This window comes from Enterococcus ureasiticus (assembly GCF_001730285.1).
Classification (GTDB): domain Bacteria; phylum Bacillota; class Bacilli; order Lactobacillales; family Enterococcaceae; genus Enterococcus_L; species Enterococcus_L ureasiticus.
In genome coordinates this window covers 786,407-806,736 of the sequence record NZ_MIJZ01000001.1, presented here as the reverse complement: position 1 = coordinate 806,736, position 20,330 = coordinate 786,407, and the positions used below count along the sequence as shown (strand labels likewise).

At 37.3% G+C, this 20,330-nt stretch carries 20 protein-coding genes and 1 CRISPR repeat array (1 of these 21 cut by a window edge); all 20 genes read left to right on the top strand.

What is annotated here, in order from left to right; translation table 11 throughout:
• Positions 1-384: a CRISPR direct-repeat array (repeat unit 33 nt; unit sequence GTCTCACTCTAATATGAGTGAGTGGATTGAAAT); it reaches 124 nt to the left of the window's first position.
• Positions 385-624: 240 nt separating this feature from the next.
• Positions 625-3,093: a cation-translocating P-type ATPase gene (locus BCR21_RS03820; protein ID WP_069645176.1), complete on the top strand. Its 2,469-nt coding sequence runs from the start codon at positions 625-627 to the stop codon at positions 3,091-3,093.
• Between the two features lie 163 nt (positions 3,094-3,256).
• Positions 3,257-5,047: a heavy metal translocating P-type ATPase gene (locus BCR21_RS03815; RefSeq protein WP_069645175.1), complete on the top strand. Its 1,791-nt coding sequence runs from the start codon at positions 3,257-3,259 to the stop codon at positions 5,045-5,047.
• A gap of 164 nt (positions 5,048-5,211) precedes the next feature.
• On the top strand, positions 5,212-5,484 hold the full coding sequence (locus tag BCR21_RS03810; RefSeq protein WP_069645174.1) for a (4Fe-4S)-binding protein: 273 nt from the start codon (positions 5,212-5,214) through the stop codon (positions 5,482-5,484).
• Between the two features lie 2 nt (positions 5,485-5,486).
• On the top strand, positions 5,487-5,762 hold the full coding sequence (locus tag BCR21_RS03805; protein ID WP_069645555.1) for a GNAT family N-acetyltransferase: 276 nt from the start codon (positions 5,487-5,489) through the stop codon (positions 5,760-5,762).
• Positions 5,763-5,917: 155 nt separating this feature from the next.
• Entirely contained in the window at positions 5,918-6,154 is a 237-nt protein-coding gene (secG, locus tag BCR21_RS03800) for a preprotein translocase subunit SecG (RefSeq protein WP_069645173.1), read from the top strand.
• 141 nt (positions 6,155-6,295) lie between these two features.
• On the top strand, positions 6,296-7,063 hold the full coding sequence (locus BCR21_RS03795) for an alpha/beta hydrolase (RefSeq protein WP_069645172.1): 768 nt from the start codon (positions 6,296-6,298) through the stop codon (positions 7,061-7,063).
• The gene (gene rnr / locus BCR21_RS03790) at positions 7,060-9,408 is read left to right on the top strand and encodes a ribonuclease R (protein WP_069645171.1); all 2,349 of its coding nucleotides are present in this window, start codon (positions 7,060-7,062) and stop codon (positions 9,406-9,408) included. The genes BCR21_RS03795 and rnr overlap by 4 nt, the downstream gene beginning before the upstream one ends.
• 17 nt (positions 9,409-9,425) lie before the next feature.
• The gene (smpB, locus tag BCR21_RS03785) at positions 9,426-9,890 is read left to right on the top strand and encodes an SsrA-binding protein SmpB (RefSeq protein WP_069639814.1); all 465 of its coding nucleotides are present in this window, start codon (positions 9,426-9,428) and stop codon (positions 9,888-9,890) included.
• 337 nt (positions 9,891-10,227) lie between these two features.
• On the top strand, positions 10,228-10,944 hold the full coding sequence (gene atpB / locus BCR21_RS03780; protein ID WP_069645170.1) for a F0F1 ATP synthase subunit A: 717 nt from the start codon (positions 10,228-10,230) through the stop codon (positions 10,942-10,944).
• A 42-nt stretch (positions 10,945-10,986) separates the two neighbouring features.
• A complete protein-coding gene (gene atpE / locus BCR21_RS03775) occupies positions 10,987-11,199 on the top strand; it encodes a F0F1 ATP synthase subunit C (protein ID WP_069645169.1) in 213 nt (70 codons plus the stop codon).
• Between the two features lie 350 nt (positions 11,200-11,549).
• Positions 11,550-12,077, top strand: coding sequence for a F0F1 ATP synthase subunit B (atpF, locus tag BCR21_RS03770; protein ID WP_069645168.1), 528 nt, complete (start codon positions 11,550-11,552; stop codon positions 12,075-12,077).
• On the top strand, positions 12,064-12,606 hold the full coding sequence (atpH, locus tag BCR21_RS03765; protein WP_069645167.1) for an ATP synthase F1 subunit delta: 543 nt from the start codon (positions 12,064-12,066) through the stop codon (positions 12,604-12,606). Before atpF ends, atpH begins: the two co-directional genes overlap by 14 nt.
• A 28-nt stretch (positions 12,607-12,634) precedes the next feature.
• Positions 12,635-14,191, top strand: a complete 1,557-nt coding sequence (gene atpA / locus BCR21_RS03760) for a F0F1 ATP synthase subunit alpha (protein ID WP_069645166.1) — start codon at positions 12,635-12,637, stop codon at positions 14,189-14,191.
• A gap of 15 nt (positions 14,192-14,206) precedes the next feature.
• Positions 14,207-15,127, top strand: coding sequence for a F0F1 ATP synthase subunit gamma (locus tag BCR21_RS03755; RefSeq protein ID WP_069645165.1), 921 nt, complete (start codon positions 14,207-14,209; stop codon positions 15,125-15,127).
• Between the two features lie 142 nt (positions 15,128-15,269).
• On the top strand, positions 15,270-16,676 hold the full coding sequence (atpD, locus tag BCR21_RS03750; RefSeq protein WP_069645164.1) for a F0F1 ATP synthase subunit beta: 1,407 nt from the start codon (positions 15,270-15,272) through the stop codon (positions 16,674-16,676).
• 18 nt (positions 16,677-16,694) lie between these two features.
• Positions 16,695-17,114 (top strand): F0F1 ATP synthase subunit epsilon, encoded by a 420-nt coding sequence (locus BCR21_RS03745; RefSeq protein WP_069645163.1) that lies wholly within the window; start codon positions 16,695-16,697, stop codon positions 17,112-17,114.
• Between the two features lie 303 nt (positions 17,115-17,417).
• Positions 17,418-17,654 (top strand): DUF1146 family protein, encoded by a 237-nt coding sequence (locus tag BCR21_RS03740; RefSeq protein ID WP_069645162.1) that lies wholly within the window; start codon positions 17,418-17,420, stop codon positions 17,652-17,654.
• Positions 17,655-17,760: 106 nt separating this feature from the next.
• Positions 17,761-19,059 (top strand): UDP-N-acetylglucosamine 1-carboxyvinyltransferase, encoded by a 1,299-nt coding sequence (gene murA, locus BCR21_RS03735; protein ID WP_069645161.1) that lies wholly within the window; start codon positions 17,761-17,763, stop codon positions 19,057-19,059.
• Between the two features lie 15 nt (positions 19,060-19,074).
• Positions 19,075-19,251 carry a DNA-directed RNA polymerase subunit beta gene (locus BCR21_RS03730; protein ID WP_069645160.1) on the top strand — a complete coding sequence of 59 codons (177 nt, stop codon included), beginning with the start codon at positions 19,075-19,077 and terminating at the stop codon, positions 19,249-19,251.
• Positions 19,252-19,661: 410 nt separating this feature from the next.
• Entirely contained in the window at positions 19,662-20,297 is a 636-nt protein-coding gene (locus BCR21_RS03725; protein WP_069645159.1) for a 3D domain-containing protein, read from the top strand.
• The last annotated feature ends 33 nt before the right edge of the window (positions 20,298-20,330 follow it).

The following is a 20,330-nucleotide window of genomic DNA, read 5'->3' as shown; positions in this document are numbered from 1 at the left end:
GGTGCCCGCATGACAGTCTCACTCTAATATGAGTGAGTGGATTGAAATTTTTTAAGAGGGTCTTTAAACTAATGTAAACAATGTCTCACTCTAATATGAGTGAGTGGATTGAAATGTGACTCTCTGCTGAGAGCTGCTGGAGCAAGCGGTCTCACTCTAATATGAGTGAGTGGATTGAAATTTGATAACCATTTATCTCCGATATCAAATGACGGGGTCTCACTCTAATATGAGTGAGTGGATTGAAATAGCGATATAGTCGTAATCATCTACTTCAGCATCTGTCTCACTCTAATATGAGTGAGTGGATTGAAATACTATGCTGATCATTTATTGTAATAATGATTTTATGTCTCACTCTAATATGAGTGAGTGGATTGAAATTCTCGTTTTTCCTACAACTTTTTTTAATCTGAGGTTCACTTTAATATAAAGCATAGCAAGCGCACTAAAATCAATTGAGAAAGAGTTGCCTTTCTTTTTTTATAGCTAAATTTCATAACAAAATATCTTCATTTTGTTCAAATGGTTAAAAAAAGTGTAAAATTAAACTAGTTATCTGAAATAGTAGATAAACTACTCTACAATTGATTTAATTACAGTAATAAGAAGGTGAATGAAAAAATGAAAAAATTGTTTAGGAAAAAAAGAGATATAGATAAAGAGGAGTTTTCTCCATCAGAAGAAAAACCGCAAACAATCAATAATAATGATATTCGAATCCCAGCCAATATTAAAGGATTATCCGATAAAGAAGTACAGCAACTTTCTGCAGAAGGTAAGACCAACAAAGAAGTTGAAGATCTATCTAGAACAACAAAACAGATCGTTTTAGAAAATTCGCTAACATTATTTAATTTTATCAACTTGTTTTTAGCCGGTGCAGTTTTCGCTGTGGGGTATCCTAAAAATGCACTATTTTTCTGGATCATTATTATCAATACAGCAATTGGTGTAATCCAAGAAATCCATGCAAAGAAAACGATCGACAAACTATCCATCGTTAACAAAACAGAAGTAACTGCATTAAGAGGAAATCAATTGGTTAAAATCTTTCAAGATGAAATTGTTTTGGGAGATGTGTTGGTTTTAACCTTAGGAAATCAAGTTCCTTCTGACGGTGTCGTGCTTCAGGCAGAAGGTATGGAGGTCGATGAATCCTTATTAACGGGAGAATCAGATAAAATCACGAAGCAAAATGGTGACAAAATCATGAGTGGAAGTTTTATTACCTCAGGTTTAGGCTTTGTCAAAATCACGGCAGTCGGTGAAGACAACTTTGTTTCTAAGTTATCCAAAGAAGCGAAAACAGAGAAACATTCGACTTCGGAATTAATGAATTCACTGAATCTTTTGATCAAAGGACTAACATTTGCGATCATTCCGATTGGTTTACTATTATTCTGGTCACAGTACCAATCAACACAATCCTTTCCAAAAACAGTTTTAGGTGTTTCTGGCGCGTTGATTAGTATGATTCCAGAAGGTTTGATGCTATTGACTAGCGTGGCATTTGCAGTAGGGGCAGCGAATTTAGCCAGAAAACAAACCTTGATCCAACGTCTATCCTGTATTGAAACGCTTGCACGTGTTGACACTATTTGTCTAGATAAAACAGGAACTATTACAGATGGCAGTTTGACATTTAAAGAATTGATTCCCCAAGCTGGTTTTCCAGCAAGTGAAATCGAGCGTGCAATGAGTGAAATGATGGCAGGCCTATCAGATCAAAATGCAACAGCTAAAGTTCTTAGAACGAGGTTTCCACTTTCTCAATCTGCTTGGAAAGTTAAAGAAGTAATCCCGTTTTCTTCCGATCGAAAATGGAGTGGTATCACTTTTGAAGAAAAGGGCTCGTTTGTTATGGGGGCACCAGAATTTATTTATTCTGAAGTTCCAGAAGCGTTACGAGAGAAATTGGCGCCTTATAATGAGCAAGGAGATCGTGTCCTGATTTTGGTTCATTTTTCAGAAGAGTTAACAAGTCCTAAGTTGCCTAAAGAGAAAGAAACGGTTGCGATTTTTATCATTGCGGATACAATACGTGAAAATGCTGTTGATACATTCTCTTATTTTGCAAAACAAGATGTAACTCTAAAAGTCATTTCAGGTGATAATCCAATAACGGTATCGCAAATAGCGAAGCAAGCAGGAATCGCTGGAGCAGAAAATTTTGTTGACATGAGTACTATTTCTGATTCAACAAACTTCAATGAACTGGTAGAAAAAACGACCGTTTTTGGTCGAGTAACGCCTTATCAAAAAAGAGAGTTGATTCAAGCCTTGAAACAAAATGGACATACGACATGTATGACAGGGGATGGTGTCAATGATATTCTTTCATTAAGAGAAGCAGATGTCAGCGTAGCTATGGCGAGTGGAAGTGATGCTGCCCGTGCTGTGTCAGATGTCGTTTTATTAAATTCTGATTTTAGTTCAATGATCCAAGTACTGAATGAGGGTCGCCGTGTAATCAATAACATCGAGCGCGTTGCATCAATGTATATGGTAAAAACAATTTACTCTGCGATTCTTGCAGTAACATTTATCTTTTTATTCTTACCATATCCATTTGCACCGCTACAATTAACGCCAATCAATACGTTGACGGTTGGGATTCCTTCCTTTATTTTAGCGTTAGAACCGAATTATCAACGAATCAAAGGGCACTTTTTGACTAATATATTGCGGATTTCAGTTCCCGGAGCACTGACAGTTGTTTTTAATATTTTAGTGTTACAGCTAGCTGGAATTTGGTTTGATTTATCGCATCAAGATGTCTCTACGATGTGTGTGTTGCTTACAGGTTGTGTAGGATTTCAAGTGTTACTTAGAGCCGCACGACCATTAGATTTGAAAAAACAGATCATGATTGGCCTTCTATTAATTGCGTTTCTTGTTTGCTTCCTATTCTTTGGGAATTTCTTTATGTTGACATCATTATTTACAAGAAATGTTCTATTCTATCTGCCATTGATTCTTGGCAGCCGGTCTATTTTTAACTATATATCATTATTTATGACGAGAGCGATATATGAGGTTGAGAAGAGGAAAGAAAATAGAAGAATCAAGAAGAAAAAAAGAGTTATTTAAGGCTAGAAAAAGTTAGGACGTAAAGATGTCCTAGCTTTTTTATGTTGGGTGAGTCTAATAAAGAATGACAATCATTTTCATTTAAGCCCTTTAACTTTGTTATTTCTCCAAGTGCGCGTAATCTAAAGATAAAAGGGGAAACTTTTCAAAAGGAGTGGTATAAATGAAACATTTAACGAAATTGATCATTACGATCGTGACAGGGATTTTGGCATTAGTATTTGAATTTATTTTTCATCAGCCAGCATGGGCGTTTGGAATCATCATAATTACGGGCTCAATCATGACATTTTCAATGTTAGTAGAAATGGTAAAAACGTTGAAATCAGGCAAATACGGTGTGGATATTTTAGCGATAACAGCAATCATTGCAACGTTAGCAGTCGGCGAATACTGGGCAAGTTTGATGATTTTGATCATGTTGACAGGGGGTGATTCTCTTGAAGATTATGCAGCTAAAAAGGCCAATAAAGAGTTAAGATCGTTGCTGGATAATTCACCACAACAAGCGCATCAGCTGATCAATGATACATTGACAGATATCCCAGCAGAAAAAGTCGTCGTAGGCGATCAACTTGTGGTTAAACCAGGAGAAATAATTCCCGTTGACGGCTATATTACAAAAGGGACATCTGAAGTTGATGAATCTTCTTTAACTGGTGAATCACGTCCCGTGAACAAAAAAATAGGCGATCCATTGATGTCAGGTTCGATCAATGGCGACAGCTCACTTACAATGCAAGCTGAAAAAAGTGCAGCAGATAGTCAATATCAAACTATCGTGAAACTGGTAAAAGCCTCAGAAGCACAACCTGCTCATTTTGTACGAATGGCCGATCGCTATGCTGTCCCCTTTACAATTACAGCTTATTTGATTGCAGGAGCAGCATGGTTTATTTCAAAAGATCCAACTAGGTTTGCGGAAGTGTTGGTCGTGGCTTCACCTTGCCCATTGATATTAGCAGCACCAATCGCTTTAGTTGCTGGTATGAGCCGCTCAAGTAGAAATGGGATTGTCGTAAAAACAGGTACCACATTGGAAAAAATGGCTGAAACAAAATCAGTTGCCTTTGATAAGACGGGAACGATTACTAAGGGAGCTTTATCAGTGGATAAAATTATTCCTGAAAGTGGCGTTTCAGCAGAAGATTTATTAGTATTAGCAGCAAGTGCGGAACAAGAATCCAGTCACATATTAGCACGCTCACTTGTAGCATATATCTCTTCACCAGAAAGGTTAAAGAAGGTTTCTGATTTAGAAGAAGTAACAGGCGCTGGTGTCAAAGCAATAATTGAAGGGAAAGTGATTCGTGTTGGAAAACCAGCCTTTATTTCCCAACAAAAAATTGAAGAAATAGCAGACCAAACGATTATTTACATTTCTCAAGATGAACATTATTTAGGCTATATTACGTTCACAGATAGAATTCGTCCAGAGGCGAAAGAAACGATGGATCATTTGCGAAAATTACATGTAGACCACTTATTGATGTTGACAGGAGATCATCAAATAGTTGCAGAGGATATCGCAAAAGAAGTTGGAATTAGCGAAGTTTATGCGGAATGTTTGCCTCAAGATAAAATCAATGTGCTAAAGCAAATACCTGACTCTAAACGGCCGGTGATCATGGTCGGAGATGGTGTGAATGATGCGCCTTCTTTAGCAATTGCCGATGTTGGTATTGCTATGGGAGCTCATGGCGCAACGGCGGCAAGCGAAACAGCTGATGCAGTAATCTTAAAAGATGATTTAGAAAAAGTCAGTACAGCAGTGAAAATTTCTAAAGATACCATGAAAATCGCGAAACAATCGGTTTTAATTGGTATCACGATTTGTACAGTCTTGATGTTAGTAGCAAGTACAGGCATCATCCCCGCTTTATTTGGTGCGGTTTTACAAGAAGTGGTGGATACGGTTTCGATTCTATCTTCCTTACGGGCAAAAAATGATTGAGTTGGATCTTTTTAACGAGTATTATTTTAGGAGAACAGATAGTTGCAACTATACTTTTAAATTGGTAGAATCAACTTATAAAGCGCTGAATAACAAACGTTATTTTATGGTGATTTAGCTGTACATACTAGCTCGCTCAGTTTTTTTAATAGGAGGGAAATTGGATGGATGGAAGCAAAATAAATGATAAACCAGTAACAGAAGAAATACTTTTAGAAGAAGGTTATCGTAAATATTCAGGAGAGGGTTTGGATATTTATTATAGTAAGGACATTTGTGCTCATATCGGCAACTGTGTTTTCGGTAATCCAGATGTTTTTGAAGTCGGTCGTAGACCCTGGATTATTGCTGATAATGGCAGTATTGAAGAGAATATTCGTGTAATCGATACCTGTCCAAGTGGCGCTTTAAAATACATTCGAAAGGACGAAAAATAATGATGGAAATCAAAGAAGAACAAAATCGCTTTGTATTATTAAATGACGACAATCAAGAAATTGGCGAAATGACTTGGTCAAATGCAGGAGACAAAATGATGATAATTGATCATACATTTGTTGATCCAACTTACAGAGGACAAAAACTAGCGGAAAAATTAGTCTTTAACGGAGTGGAAAAAGCTCGGCGTGAAGGCAAAAAAATCATTCCATTGTGTCCGTTTGCTAAAAAAGAGTTTGATACAAAACCAGAATATAGTGATGTTTTAAGAACTTAGTAAAGGTGATCTGCGCTTGGTTAAATAGGCACAGATCACTTTTTTCATCCAATATAGATGAAAAAAATCAAGGTTATTCAAATACAACTGGTATTTGAATAGAAAATATGCTAAAGTATAAGAGATGTATTTTGTGAATAAGGGAGAATTAGACTATGTATAATTTTATTTTAACACTTGTAATCATCCTGTCAGTAGTGATGGTTATTGCCGTTATGATGCAGCCAAGTAAGCAAAACAGTGCAGCAAGTGCATTTACAGGTGGCGCAGATAAACTTTTCGGTAAACAAAAAGCACGCGGATTTGAAGCTGTTATGCAACGTGCGACAGCGATTATTGGTGCCGTTTGGATGTTACTATTATTTATTTTAGTATTATTATCATCGAATTAAAATCTTTGAAGTCTCTCATTTACTGAGGGGCTTTTTTTCTTACACAAGTTGAACAATTCTCTAATAAAAGTTCTTGCAACATCTTTCTTTTCATAAGGTTTTCAATAGATAATGTGCTAAAATGGGAATGAGGTGAATTAGATAGTGAAAAAAATAAGTCTACCTAAACCATTATTTACGCAAAATGGTCCCCGTGCCGTACTATTATTGCACGCCTATTCAGGAAGCAGCAACGATGTTCGGATGCTGAGTCGTTATTTAGAGAAAGAAAATTATACGGTGTATTCACCTAATTTTTCTGGTCATGCAACTATTGCGCCAGAAGATATTTTGGAAAAGACAACCAATGATTGGTGGCAAGATACAGTTGAAGCTGTTCAATTTTTAAAAGACAAAGGATATCAAGAAATGGCTGTTTTTGGTCTTTCAATGGGTGGCATTTTTACGATGGGCGCATTGACAAGTCAATTAGAAGGAATTATCGGTGGCGGCTTTTTCTGTTCACCCATTTTCCCAGTAAAAAATAAAGTGCCAGAAAACTTCGTTCTTTATGCTGATAAAGTATTAAAAACAGCTGGTGTTTCAACTGATGAACGAGCAGAACGAATGGTAAAAATCAAAGAAGCTTCTTACGTTCAACTAAAAGATATTGAATCTTTTTCTGAACAAACGGCCAATAAACTTGGACAAGTAAATGTTCCCGTTTTTATGGCACAAGCTGGTAAAGATGAAATGATCGATCCGTTAGGTGTCTATCAGACGGCTCAAGCGCTAGCCCAAACACGATTTACATTAAACTGGTATCCAAATAGCGGACATGTACTGACAATTGGACCAGATCATAAACAATTAGAACAAGATGTATTTGCATTTTTAAATACATTGTCTTGGAATGAGGAGAAAGAATGACAAAACAAACAATCAAGGAGAAAATCCTATCTTTTATGGAAAACCAGACGAAAAAAAGTTTTTCTATGGAAGAAATCGCGGTAGGTTTGCAACTACAAAAGAGCTCAGATTTTAAACTGTTGGTTCAAACTGTTGCAACGATGGAACGTGAAAAATTAGTAGAATTCAATAAAAAAGGCAAAATCCGTTTGCCACAAAAAAATGGAGATATCGAAGGAACTTTTCGTGCGAATGAACGTGGCTTTGGGTTTGTGACCATTGACCCAGAAGAAGCCGATGTCTATATTCCAAAAGAAGCTGTCAATTTTGCGATGGATGGTGATATCGTTGTAATTGATATCATCCAGCCGGCGGACCCATTTTCAGATCGCGGAGCTGAAGGAAAAATAGTAGAAATCAAAACGCGTGCGATCACTCAAGTTGTAGGTGAATTTATTGCCTATGACGAAAAAGAAGTGAGCGAAACAGACCTTTACGGTTATGCTGTTCCAAAAGATAAAAAAATGACAGGCTTGACCTTTAACATTGCTGCACAAGGAATCAAACCAGTTGACGGCAGCATTGTGATCGTAGAAGTGACGCACTATCCTGAAAAAGAATATCCAAAAAGTTTAGAAGGTATCGTCAAAAAAGTAGTCGGTCACAAAAACGATCCTGGTATGGATATTTTATCGATTGTCGTGGCTCACGGCATCCCAACAAGTTTTCCTGATGAAGTGGTCGCAGAAGCGGACAAAGTACCTGATGCAATTTCAGATGCTGATATCGAAGGTCGTAGAGATTTACGTGATCAAATGATCGTCACAATCGATGGAGAAGATGCTAAAGATTTAGATGATGCAGTAGCAGTACGGAAATTAGAAAACGGCAATTATTTCTTAGGCGTGCACATTGCCGATGTTTCTTATTATGTTACTGAAGGCAGTGTTTTAGATCAAGAAGCTTATGAGCGCGGGACTAGTGTTTATCTAACTGACCGAGTTGTACCGATGATCCCACAACGCTTGTCTAATGGCATTTGTTCACTAAATCCTAACGTGCCAAGACTTACGATGAGTTGCGAAATGGAGATAACGCCTGATGGTCACATAGTGAAACATGATATTTTCCAAAGTGTGATCCAAACGACTGAACGAATGACTTATACAGCTGTCAATGAAATTTTAGAAGAACAAAAGCCGGAAACAATGAAACGTTACAAAAAATTACTAACGATGTTTCAAGAAATGGGGGAACTTCACCAAATTCTTGAACAAATGCGTGAAAATCGCGGTGCAATTTCATTTGAAGACCGTGAAGCAAAAGTGCTAGTTGATGAAAATGGTCATCCACATGATATTTTACTTCGTACACGCGGTGTTGGTGAACGTTTAATCGAATCATTTATGTTGGCAGCAAATGAAACAGTTGCTAAACATTTCAATGAGTTGAAATTGCCATTTATTTATCGGATCCATGAACAACCGAAAGAAGAAAAAATGCAACGCTTCTTTGATTTTGCAGCTGTGTTAGGCATTTTAGTCAAAGGAACAAAGTCAGATATCACGCCAAAAGACTTACAAAAAGTCTTGGAACAAGTTGCTGATAAACCAGAAGAAGCTGTGATCAATACAATGTTGTTGCGTAGTATGCAGCAAGCTCGTTACTCAGAGGATAACTATGGTCATTATGGTTTGGCGGCAGAATATTATACCCACTTTACGTCACCGATCCGTCGTTACCCAGATTTGATCGTTCATCGATTGATTCGTAGTTATGAAGGAAAAGTTTCAGAAAAACTAAAAGAAAAATGGGAACAAAATTTACCAGATATTGCTGATCATAGCTCAAGAATGGAACGTCGAGCAGTTGAGACAGAGCGTGAAGTTGATTCAATGAAGAAAGCTGAATTTATGGCAGATAAAATTGGTGAAGAATACGATGGCATCATTAGTTCAGTAACTCGTTTTGGACTATTTGTAGAGCTACCGAATACGATTGAAGGCTTGATCCACGTGAATAACCTAAAACAAGATTATTTCCATTTTATTGAAAACCATATGGCACTTGTTGGGGAACGAACAGGAATGACCTTAAAAATCGGTCAAAAAGTCAAAGTCAAAGTAGACAAAGCAGATCCAGAAACTAGAGAAATCGATTTTGAATTTCTTGAAGCAGAAGAAGTTGAGAAAATTGAAGCGCCAAAACAAAAGAAACGTCAAGATGGACGCCGAAAACGAACTTCAGATCGCAATAATGCTGATAAGAAGCCGTTCACACAAAAGAAAAACAAGAAAAAAGGCAAAAAGCCATTTTATAAAGAAGTGGCCAAAAAGAAAAAACCGAAGAAACAAAAGAAAAAATAGAAAACGGAGGAATGGGTATGCCAAAAGGGGAAGGCAAGCTGATTGCCCAAAATCGTAAGGCACGGCATGACTATACTGTTGTTGATACAATGGAAGCTGGAATAGTTTTACAAGGAACAGAAATCAAATCGATTCGAAATGGGCGAATCAACTTAAAAGATGGTTTTGCTAGAATCAGAAATGGAGAAGCGTACTTGCTCAATGTGCATATCAGTCCTTATGAGCAGGGAAATATTTTCAATCATGATCCTCTACGAACAAGAAAATTGTTACTACACAAAAAGCAAATTGCCAAGCTGATTGCTGAGACGAAAAATACTGGAATCACGATTATTCCGTTAAAAGTTTATATTCGCAATGGTTATGCCAAGGTCTTGATTGGTCTTGCAAAAGGGAAAAAACAATATGATAAACGGGAAGATTTGAAACGAAAAGAAATTAATCGAGAAATTAGTCGGACACTAAAAAACAATTTACGGTAATTTATTAAAATTCATGTATTTTTGAATGAAATGAACCCATTTTAGTGCTGATTTTATTCTTTTTCGCATATTTATTTTCTTTGCTTTATCTTAGGCGGAAAATTTGGTAGAGTGTAATGGAAATGATGAGTTTTCATCATTTTTTCAGTAACTGACCTATGTACTGCCAAATACTAATAGGACTCTATTCTTTTAATATTTTGTCATATTAAAAGAAGTGTCCAATTTTCATGAAATTCTTTTGAAATTATTCATCGTTGGTGGTATGATACGTGTGGTTAAGAAATAGAAGCCTTTTAAGCTTCTCGCAAGTTTGTTGGAAAAGAGGTGAAATAATTTGGAAGAGAAGACACTACTCTTCAAGATTGGGCCAATTTGGTTTGACGGAACGATTTGTTTAATGGTTTTGTTAACATGTGTCATTGTCTTTGGGATAGTATATTTCTGCACAAGGAATATTCAAATGAAACCAAAAGGCAAACAAAATGTCATTGAGTATCTCATTGATTTTGTTCGGGGAATCATTACCGACAATATGCCAAGTAAAGAAGTAACAAATTTTCACCTGCTAGCATTCACGATGTTTATGTTCGTCTTGGTTGCGAATATCATTGGTTTAGTGACAAAAGTCGCTATCGGTGATTACACTTATTGGAAGAGCCCAACAGCCGATCCAATGGTCACTTTGACATTAGCATTGATCATGATTGGGTTAACGCATTTTTTCAGTGTTAGCCGTTTTGGATTAAAAGGATATTTCAAAAATAGCTTTTTAAGTCCTGTAGCTTTTCTAATGCCGATCAAGTTAATGGAAGAATTTACGAACTTGCTTACTTTGGCGCTACGTTTATACGGAAATATTTTTGCCGGTGAAGTATTACTCGGACTGATTGCAGGACTTGTATCAAGTGTAGGACTATGGACGATTCCACTAGCGATACCACTAGAAATGGTCTGGTTAGCCTTTTCATTATTTATCGGTGCAATTCAAGCATTTATATTCGTAACATTATCAATGGTTTACATGGCTCACAAAGTTGAAGTCGAAGAATAAACAATAAATAAAAAACAACTATTTCTTAGGAGGAAAACAATAATGAATTATATCGCAGCAGCAATCGCAGTTTTCGGAGCAGCAGTCGGAGCAGCATACGGTAACGGAAAAGTTATCTCAAAAACAATCGAATCAATGACACGCCAACCAGAAATGGCTGGACAACTAAGAACAACAATGTTTATCGGGGTTGCCTTAATCGAAGCGGTTCCTATTCTAGGTGTAGTTATTGCATTGTTATTAGTGCTTAAATAATCTCTTTAGAAGGCAGGACGCTGAGTTTTTAAAACGCCACGCGTTACTGCTTTCTTTGCTGCGAATCACAGCGACTGCCTTCGGCAGAGCTGATGATGAGCAGTACTTGGCGAACGAAGTGAGAGAAGTAACCTATTAAAAGAAACATCAAGCTTCACCAAAAGCAAAGTAGACCGCTAAAAACATCAAGATTAGTCTGTAGCTATTTTAAAATAGATGAGCTGATGATGAGCAGTACTTGGCGAAAAACGAGAGATAAATGAAACAAAAATAAGATAAAACAAACCATATAAAGAGTCAATTCAACAACATCACCAAAGAGAATTGCAGAGAAAGGAAGTTGAAACTTCATGCTAGATTATTTAGTAATCGGTGAAGCCGGACCAAGTACAACAATAGGCACGATGATTGTCGTAAGTGGCGCTTTTCTAATTTTGATGCTTCTAATCAAGAAATTCGCTTGGGAAGCAATCACTGATATGTTAAAAAAACGTGAAGATAAAATTGCCAACGATTTAGATTCTGCAGAGCAATCTCGAATAGCAGCCGCTAAGATGCAAGAGGAACGCCAACAAAAATTGCTTTCTTCTAAATCTGAAGCAGCAGAAATCATTAAACAAGCGAAAGAGAACGGAGATCAAAACCGTCAAAAAATGTTAGCAGAAACCAATGATGAAGTGTCACGTTTACGAGAAAAAGCACGTCTTGATATTTCTCAAGAGCATGAAGAAGCATTGGCATCTGTTAAAGATGAAGTGGCGAACTTGTCTCTACAAATTGCAGAGAAAATTTTAAACAAAGAATTGACCCCAGATGCACATGATTCATTGATCAATTCTTATATCGAAGGCTTAGGTAAGACAAATGAAGTTAGATAAGTATACGGTAGGTAAACGCTACGGCAAAGCTTTGTTTGAGTTGGCGATTGAAAAGCAAGAAGCTGACAGTATTTATCAGGACTTATTAAAACTTAGAGAGATTTTTCACGAAGTTCCAGAATTAGGCGATATTTTAAGTGATGTCCGCCTTGAACCATACGAAAAAGATGAAATCATGAAACAATTAGTTAGCGGCTTTGAAGGAACAATAGAAAACTTCTTATATGTCGTTTATAACTATAGTCGTATGAATGATTTATTATTGATGATTGATGAATACGAAAGACGTTATGATGAGCACAAAAGTTTACTCTTAGGAACAGCTTTAACAGCTGTACCGTTGACAAAAGAGCAACATCAATTAATGGAAGAAAAAGCAGCAAAACTTTTAGGGTATGAAAAAGCGAATTTAATCAATTTAATTGATCCCAAAATCGTTGGTGGCGTGATTATAGAAGCCAATTATAAAGTGATCGACGGTAGTATCCATAAGCAATTAGAACGAATCCAAGAATTGTTATTAAAATAACGTTCAGCACAATAAAGAGGTGAATTGAATGGCTATCAAAGCAGAAGAAATCAGTGCCTTGATTAAGGAACAGATCAAAAATTATCAACAAGAATTAGCAGTCGAAGAAATCGGGACTGTCACATATGTTGGGGATGGAATTGCTCGTGCCCATGGATTAGAAAACGCGATGAGTGGAGAACTGCTTGAATTTTCTAATGGCTCATATGGAATGGCGCAAAATTTAGAAACCAATGATGTCGGTATTATCATTTTAGGTGATTTTGAAACCATTCGAGAAGGCGACAAAGTCAAACGTACTGGTAAAATCATGGAAGTCCCTGTCGGCGAAGCAATGATCGGCCGTGTTGTTAATCCATTAGGTCAACCGATCGACGGCTTAGGTGAAATCAAAACAGATAAAACACGTCCAGTAGAAGCGGCAGCTCCAGGCGTTATGCAAAGAAAATCAGTTGATCAACCGATGCAAACAGGTCTTAAAGCAATCGATGCCTTAGTACCAATTGGTCGTGGTCAACGTGAATTAGTTATTGGTGACCGTAAAACAGGTAAAACATCTATTGCCATCGATACGATTATCAATCAAAAAGGTCAAGATGTTATTTGTATCTATGTCGCTATCGGCCAAAAAGAATCAACAGTCCGTAACCAAGTTGAAACGTTAAGAGCTTATGGTGCACTAGATTATACGATTATTGTAAACGCAGGAGCGTCTCAACCAGCTCCATTACTCTATATTGCGCCTTATGCAGGAGCTGCGATGGGTGAAGAATTCATGTACAACGGCAAACATGTTTTGATCATCTTTGATGACTTATCAAAACAAGCTGTAGCTTACCGTGAACTTTCATTGCTGCTACGTCGTCCTCCAGGTCGGGAAGCTTATCCAGGTGATGTGTTCTATCTACATTCACGTTTATTAGAACGTGCGGCAAAATTAAGTGACGAATTAGGTGGCGGTTCAATGACTGCTTTACCATTTGTTGAAACACAAGCCGGAGATATTTCTGCTTATATTCCAACAAACGTTATTTCAATTACAGATGGACAAATTTTCTTAGAAAGCGATTTGTTCTATGCGGGTACTCGTCCAGCCGTTGATGCCGGTCTTTCCGTATCACGTGTTGGTGGTTCAGCACAAATCAAAGCAATGAAAAAAGTTGCTGGTACACTTCGTTTAGATTTAGCAAGTTACCGTGAATTAGAAGCATTTACTCAGTTTGGTTCTGACTTAGATGCGGCAACTCAAGCCAAACTAAACCGCGGACGTCGTACCGTTGAGATTTTAAAACAAAAATTACATGCACCATTAGCAGTTGAAAAGCAAGTAGTGATTTTATATGCGTTGACCCACGGATTTTTAGATAGTATTAGTGTTGCAAAAATCCTAGATTTCGAATCAGAATTATTTGACTTTTTGGACGGCAAACATCCTGAATTATTTGAAACAATCCGTACAACGAAAGATTTGCCAAAATCAGAAGATTTAGATGCAGCAATTAGCGAATTCAAAGAGATTTTCGGAGCAGCAAATTCAGAAGGATCTACAGCTAAAGATACACTTGAATCAATTCAAAATGCGTAAGAGAGGTGACAAGAATTGGGTGCTTCATTAAATGAAATCAAACAACGCATTGCTTCAACTAAAAAAACCAGTCAAATTACTAACGCTATGCAGATGGTTTCGGGCGCTAAACTGACAAAATCAGAAGCCGCTTCTAGAAGCTTTCAAGAATATGCATCAAAAATCCGTTCTATCGTTACGCATCTTGTTGCAGCTCAATTAAGTGATCTGGAAGAATTGGATTCATATGACAATGAAGAAGCGTCAGAAAGTGGAAACTACCATATGATGCTGACATCTCGTCCCGTGAAAAAAACAGGTTATATCGTCATTACCTCCGATAAAGGATTGGTTGGCGGCTATAACAGTTCAATTTTGAAACAAACGATGAAAATGATGGCAGATGACCATAAATCGCAAGATGAATATGTCTTGGTTGCTATCGGCGGAACGGGTGCAGATTTTTTCAAAGCTCGTGGCATAAATGTTGCCTATGAACTTCGTGGACTAAGTGATCAACCTAGCTTTGATGAAGTTAGAAAAATCGTTTCAACCGCGACTACAATGTATGAAAATGAAGTGTTTGATGAGTTGTATGTTTGTTATAATCACCATATCAATTCATTGACAAGTCAGTTTCGTGTAGAAAAAATGCTGCCGATTTCAGATTTAGATCCGGACGAAGCGACAACCTATGAGCAAGAATATATCCTAGAGCCTTCAGAAGAAGCAATCTTAGATAATTTGTTGCCTCAATATGCTGAAAGTTTGATTTATGGGGCTATTATTGACGCTAAAACAGCAGAACATGCTGCTGGGATGACAGCGATGAAAACAGCCACAGATAATGCGCAAAACATTATTAGCGATTTGACGATTTCTTACAATCGGGCTCGTCAAGGAGCGATTACACAAGAAATTACCGAAATCGTAGCTGGTGCAGCTGCTTTAGAATAACAAACAAGATTCGAGCCTGCGTGGCTCGAAGTTCTTACTAAGTAATAGAGAAGACAGGTTTTATCATGACCTCGTTAGGGTCTAAAACTGTCGAGCCTTCGATATTTTTATGGCCTCTTCAAACGAAACGGAGGAAAGACACATGAGTTTAGGAAAGATTGTTGAAGTAATCGGTCCCGTTGTTGACGTGGAATTTTCACTAGATCAATCCTTACCAGATATAAATAATGCATTAGTCGTTTACAAAAACGGCGAAGAAAAACAAAAAGTCGTTTTAGAAGTAGCTTTAGAATTAGGGGACGGTGTCATCCGCTCGATTGCAATGGAGTCCACTGATGGATTACAACGCGGAATGGAAGTTATTGATACTGGAAAACCGATTTCTGTTCCTGTAGGGAAAGAAACATTGGGTCGTGTATTCAACGTTTTAGGTGATACAATTGATTTGGAAGAACCATTCCCAGAAGACGCAATACGCAGCGGTATTCATAAGAAAGCCCCTGATTTTGCTGATTTAAGCACAAGTAACGAAATTTTAGAAACAGGAATCAAAGTGATCGACTTATTAGCTCCGTATTTAAAAGGTGGTAAAGTCGGATTATTCGGTGGTGCCGGTGTTGGTAAAACCGTTTTGATTCAAGAATTAATTCATAATATTGCGCAAGAACATGGTGGTATTTCAGTGTTTACCGGTGTTGGTGAACGAACTCGTGAGGGGAATGACCTTTATTTTGAAATGAAAGACTCTGGTGTTATTGAAAAAACAGCCATGGTATTCGGTCAAATGAATGAACCTCCTGGTGCACGTATGCGTGTGGCATTGACTGGTTTAACGATTGCGGAATATTTCCGTGATGTTGAAGGCCAAGATGTGTTATTATTCATCGATAATATTTTTCGTTTCACTCAAGCAGGTTCTGAGGTTTCAGCCTTACTAGGTCGTATGCCTTCAGCGGTTGGTTATCAACCAACACTTGCCACTGAAATGGGTCAATTACAAGAACGTATCACTTCAACTAAAAAAGGCTCGATCACATCGATTCAAGCAATCTATGTACCAGCTGATGACTATACTGACCCGGCGCCAGCAACAGCATTCGCCCATTTAGATGCAACAACTAACTTGGAACGTCGTTTAACTGAAATGGGTATTTATCCCGCAGTTGATCCATTAGCTTCATCTTCAAGCGCTTTAGCACCAGAAGTTGTAGGTGACGAGCATTACGCCGTGGCTACAGAAGTACAACACGTATTGCAACGTTACCGTGAGTTACAAGATATCATTGCAATTTTAGGGATGGACGAGCTATCTGATCAAGAAAAAGTCTTGGTTGGCCGTGCCCGTCGTATTCAGTTCTTCTTATCACAAAACTTTAACGTAGCCGAACAATTTACGGGACAACCAGGTTCTTATGTTCCTGTTGCTGATACAGTCAAAGGATTTAGAGAGATTCTTGATGGAAAATACGATGACTTACCTGAAGAAGCTTTCCGTAGTGTCGGTAGAATTGAAGACGTTATTGAAAAAGCTAAAACGTTGAACTACTAAAAAGGAGGAGACACAGAAATGGATTGTTTAACTGTCAATGTGGTGACTCCTGATGGATTGGTTTATGATCATCGTGCAACGATCGTTGTTGCAAAAACAACAGATGGCGAAATTGGTATCTTACCTAAACATGCACCGATCATCGTTCCTTTAGCAATTGATGAAGTTCGCGTAAAAAGGACCGATTCTGATACACATGTGGATTGGATCGCTGTGAATGGCGGTATTATGGAAGTTCGTGATAACATCGTTTCAATCATTGCCGATAGTGCAGAACGTGAAAGAGATATTGATGTAAGCCGTGCAGAACGTGCCAAACACCGTGCTGAGCGTATGATTGAAAAAGCGAAGGAAAATGCAAATACGGATGAATTACGCCGTGCAACAGTTGCACTTCACCGAGCAATCAATCGGATCAATGTGTCAAAACATACCTAAATTTATGAGTGGCTGAGACAGCAAAATAGTGATGTCTCAGCCATCTCTTATAGTAAATAAAACAACATACATATGTTATTTTTATGAAAGTTAAGAATCTTTATTTTTTGTTTGAGGCAATTTGTGATAAACTATCTTTATGTTACTTAAATAAGTTGTGGAAATTTTTCAATCAGAGTTGAAAAAAGCCCAATACGCTTTTTATATTATCTAGCTTTACAGGCTAGTCTCTCGGAAAAAAGATAAGAATGAGGGCAAAGTACCTTAGTATTATTTTTCAGCTTTTAAAGTAAGGAGAAATCTATGCAATTTTTTGGTATCGATGCAGTGATTCGGATCATCTGCCATATGATGTTTATCTATGTTAGTTTTTGGGCGATGCAATCTATTAGAATAGAACAGTTTTTTAAAGCGCATCAAACCACTCAAGTGCGGTTACTAATCGTCTTGATTTCAATTGTTATCGGCTTTACTGTGAGCTCGTTTTTCTTAGAGTTTCTTGCGTTATGCCGTAACTTATTTATTGTATTTTTCCCATAAGGATTGATGAATAAAAAGAAAAGATACTATTTGTTGGTGAATAGTGGTATAATAGAAAAGATTTTGGATCGAAGTATCCAATTCTAACTTTTTTGGGGGGAACAAAATGGAACAGATTATTGTTCATGGTGGTAACCAATTAAAAGGAACTGTGAAAATCGAAGGGGCTAAAAATGCAGTATTGCCAATTTTAGCAGCAACCCTTTTAGCAGAAGAAGGAACGACTACATTAAATAATGTACCGATTCTTTCAGATGTCTTTACAATGAACCAAGTAATCAAACACTTAAACGTAGATATCGAATTTAATGAAGAAGAGAACCAAGTCACAATAGATGCAACGCAGCCGTTAGGCATCGAAGCGAATTATGAGTATGTTAGTCAAATGAGAGCGTCTATCGTTGTAATGGGTCCTTTATTGGCTCGCAATGGTCATGCAAAAGTTGCTATGCCTGGTGGATGTGCAATTGGTAAGCGTCCAATTGACTTGCACTTAAAAGGCTTCCAAGCATTAGGCGCGAAGATCATTCAAAAAAATGGCTATATCGAAGCAATTGCGGATGAATTGATCGGAAATACGATTTATTTGGATTTCCCAAGTGTAGGTGCTACTCAAAATATCATGATGGCCGCTGTTAAAGCCAAAGGTACGACAGTCATCGAAAACGTTGCTAGAGAACCTGAAATCGTTGATTTAGCGAATATCCTTAACAAAATGGGTGCTAAAATTGTCGGTGCGGGTACTGAAATGATGCGTATTGAAGGTGTGAAAAAACTTCATGCTGTTGAACATTCAATTGTTCAAGATCGTATTGAAGCAGGAACCTTCATGGTTGCAGCTGCGATGACTGAAGGAGATGTTTTGATCGAAGAAGCAATTCCTGAACATAATCGTCCACTTATTTCTAAATTAACTGAAATGGGCGCTGTTATTCGTGAAGAAAGAGGCGGTTTGCGCGTCATTGGTCCTAAAGTAATCAAACCAACAGACGTTAAAACAATGCCGCATCCCGGCTTCCCGACAGATATGCAAGCACAAATGACTGCGATACAAATGGTAGCAGACGGTTCAAGTGTTGTAACTGAGACAGTCTTTGAAAATCGTTTCCAACATTTAGAAGAAATGCAACGAATGAATGCTGATGTGAAAATGGATGGCAATGTTGCTATTATCAATGGTAGTCAAGCATTACAGGGCGCTGCTGTAGAGGCAACAGATTTACGTGCGGCCGCTGCATTGATCTTAGTTGGATTACGTGCTCAAGGTATTACGCGTGTATCACACTTAGAATATTTAGATCGCGGTTACTATAAATTCCATGAAAAACTTCAAAAATTAGGAGCAAAAGTGGAACGAGTAAACGACGAAAAAGCGACAGAAAAGAAAATGTCAGCAGTTAGATAAAAAGGGGAAATAGATATGAGTTCGACACGCTATATTATAGTGACTTTGTTGAAAGTTTTAGTAGTGATTGCCTTAGTAATTATTTTATTTGTTGCTGGTACGATGATCGGTTATGGAGTAGTCGGCGGAGGGAATCCAAAAGATGTGTTCAAAGAGGAAATTTGGACTCATATTCTAGAGTTTTTTAAATAAACCTTAATACAAAAACAATCCAAACTGTATTTTTGTTGGGATTGTTTTTTTTTTGCTTAGTATAAAATAACTACTGTTTTATATTTTATACCTATATATATTTGTAAAACCCTTGTAATATAAAGGGTTTTTGTTGATTTTAATCTGTTTTCTTATAGATACTATTATAGTAAATATAACAAAAAATGATAAATATAATTTGGGGTATTTTCTAATAAAAAAATATGAATCCTATTACAGCAGGTTTATTTCACATAAAATTAAATAAAAAAATGAAAATATTTCCTATGTAACAATCTATAAAACGCTTTCTTGTAGACTGTAACTTAGCCTTAATTAAATAGTAACCATCAACGATTCACCACGTGCTATGATAGCTTTCGTACGAATTTGAGGGAGGAACCTATTTAATGAAAAAAAGATGGTTGCCAATTTTATTTATCATTTCCTGTTTTATTACTGGATCAGTGATTCCTGTATATGCAGCAGAAAATAAAAATAGCGAAATTAAGAGTTTAAGCAGTTACACAGTTGTGTCAGAAAAAACAGCACAAAACTTATCAAGCTCAATGATCTATTCAATGACAGAAAGCAAAGCCTTTCAGCAAGTAAAAACCAATATTTTAAATAAAGAAAAAACCGAAAAAGAAAAGGCTGAGACTCAAAAAAAAGAGCAAGCTGCAAAACAAAAGTTGGAAGCTGAAAAAAAACAAGCCCAACTTGAAAAAGAAAAAACTGAAAGTACAAAGCCTGAAGGAAAAACGATGATGATGGAAGCAACCGCCTATTCTTGTAATGAAGGATTTATTGGCGGAGGGAATCTAACTGCTATGGGACAGGATTTACGCTTGGATCCAATGGCTATTGCAGTTGACCCAAATGTGATTCCACTAGGCACAAAATTGTATGTCGAAGGATATGGAGAAGCCGTTGCCAGCGATACTGGTGGTGCAATTAAGGGAAATATTATCGATCTTCATTTTTCAGATGTAGCTCAATGTATCAATTGGGGGAGAAGACAAGTTTCCGTAACCATTCTATCATAAGCCGAGAACGTATTTTAAAGAATTTTGCGATAA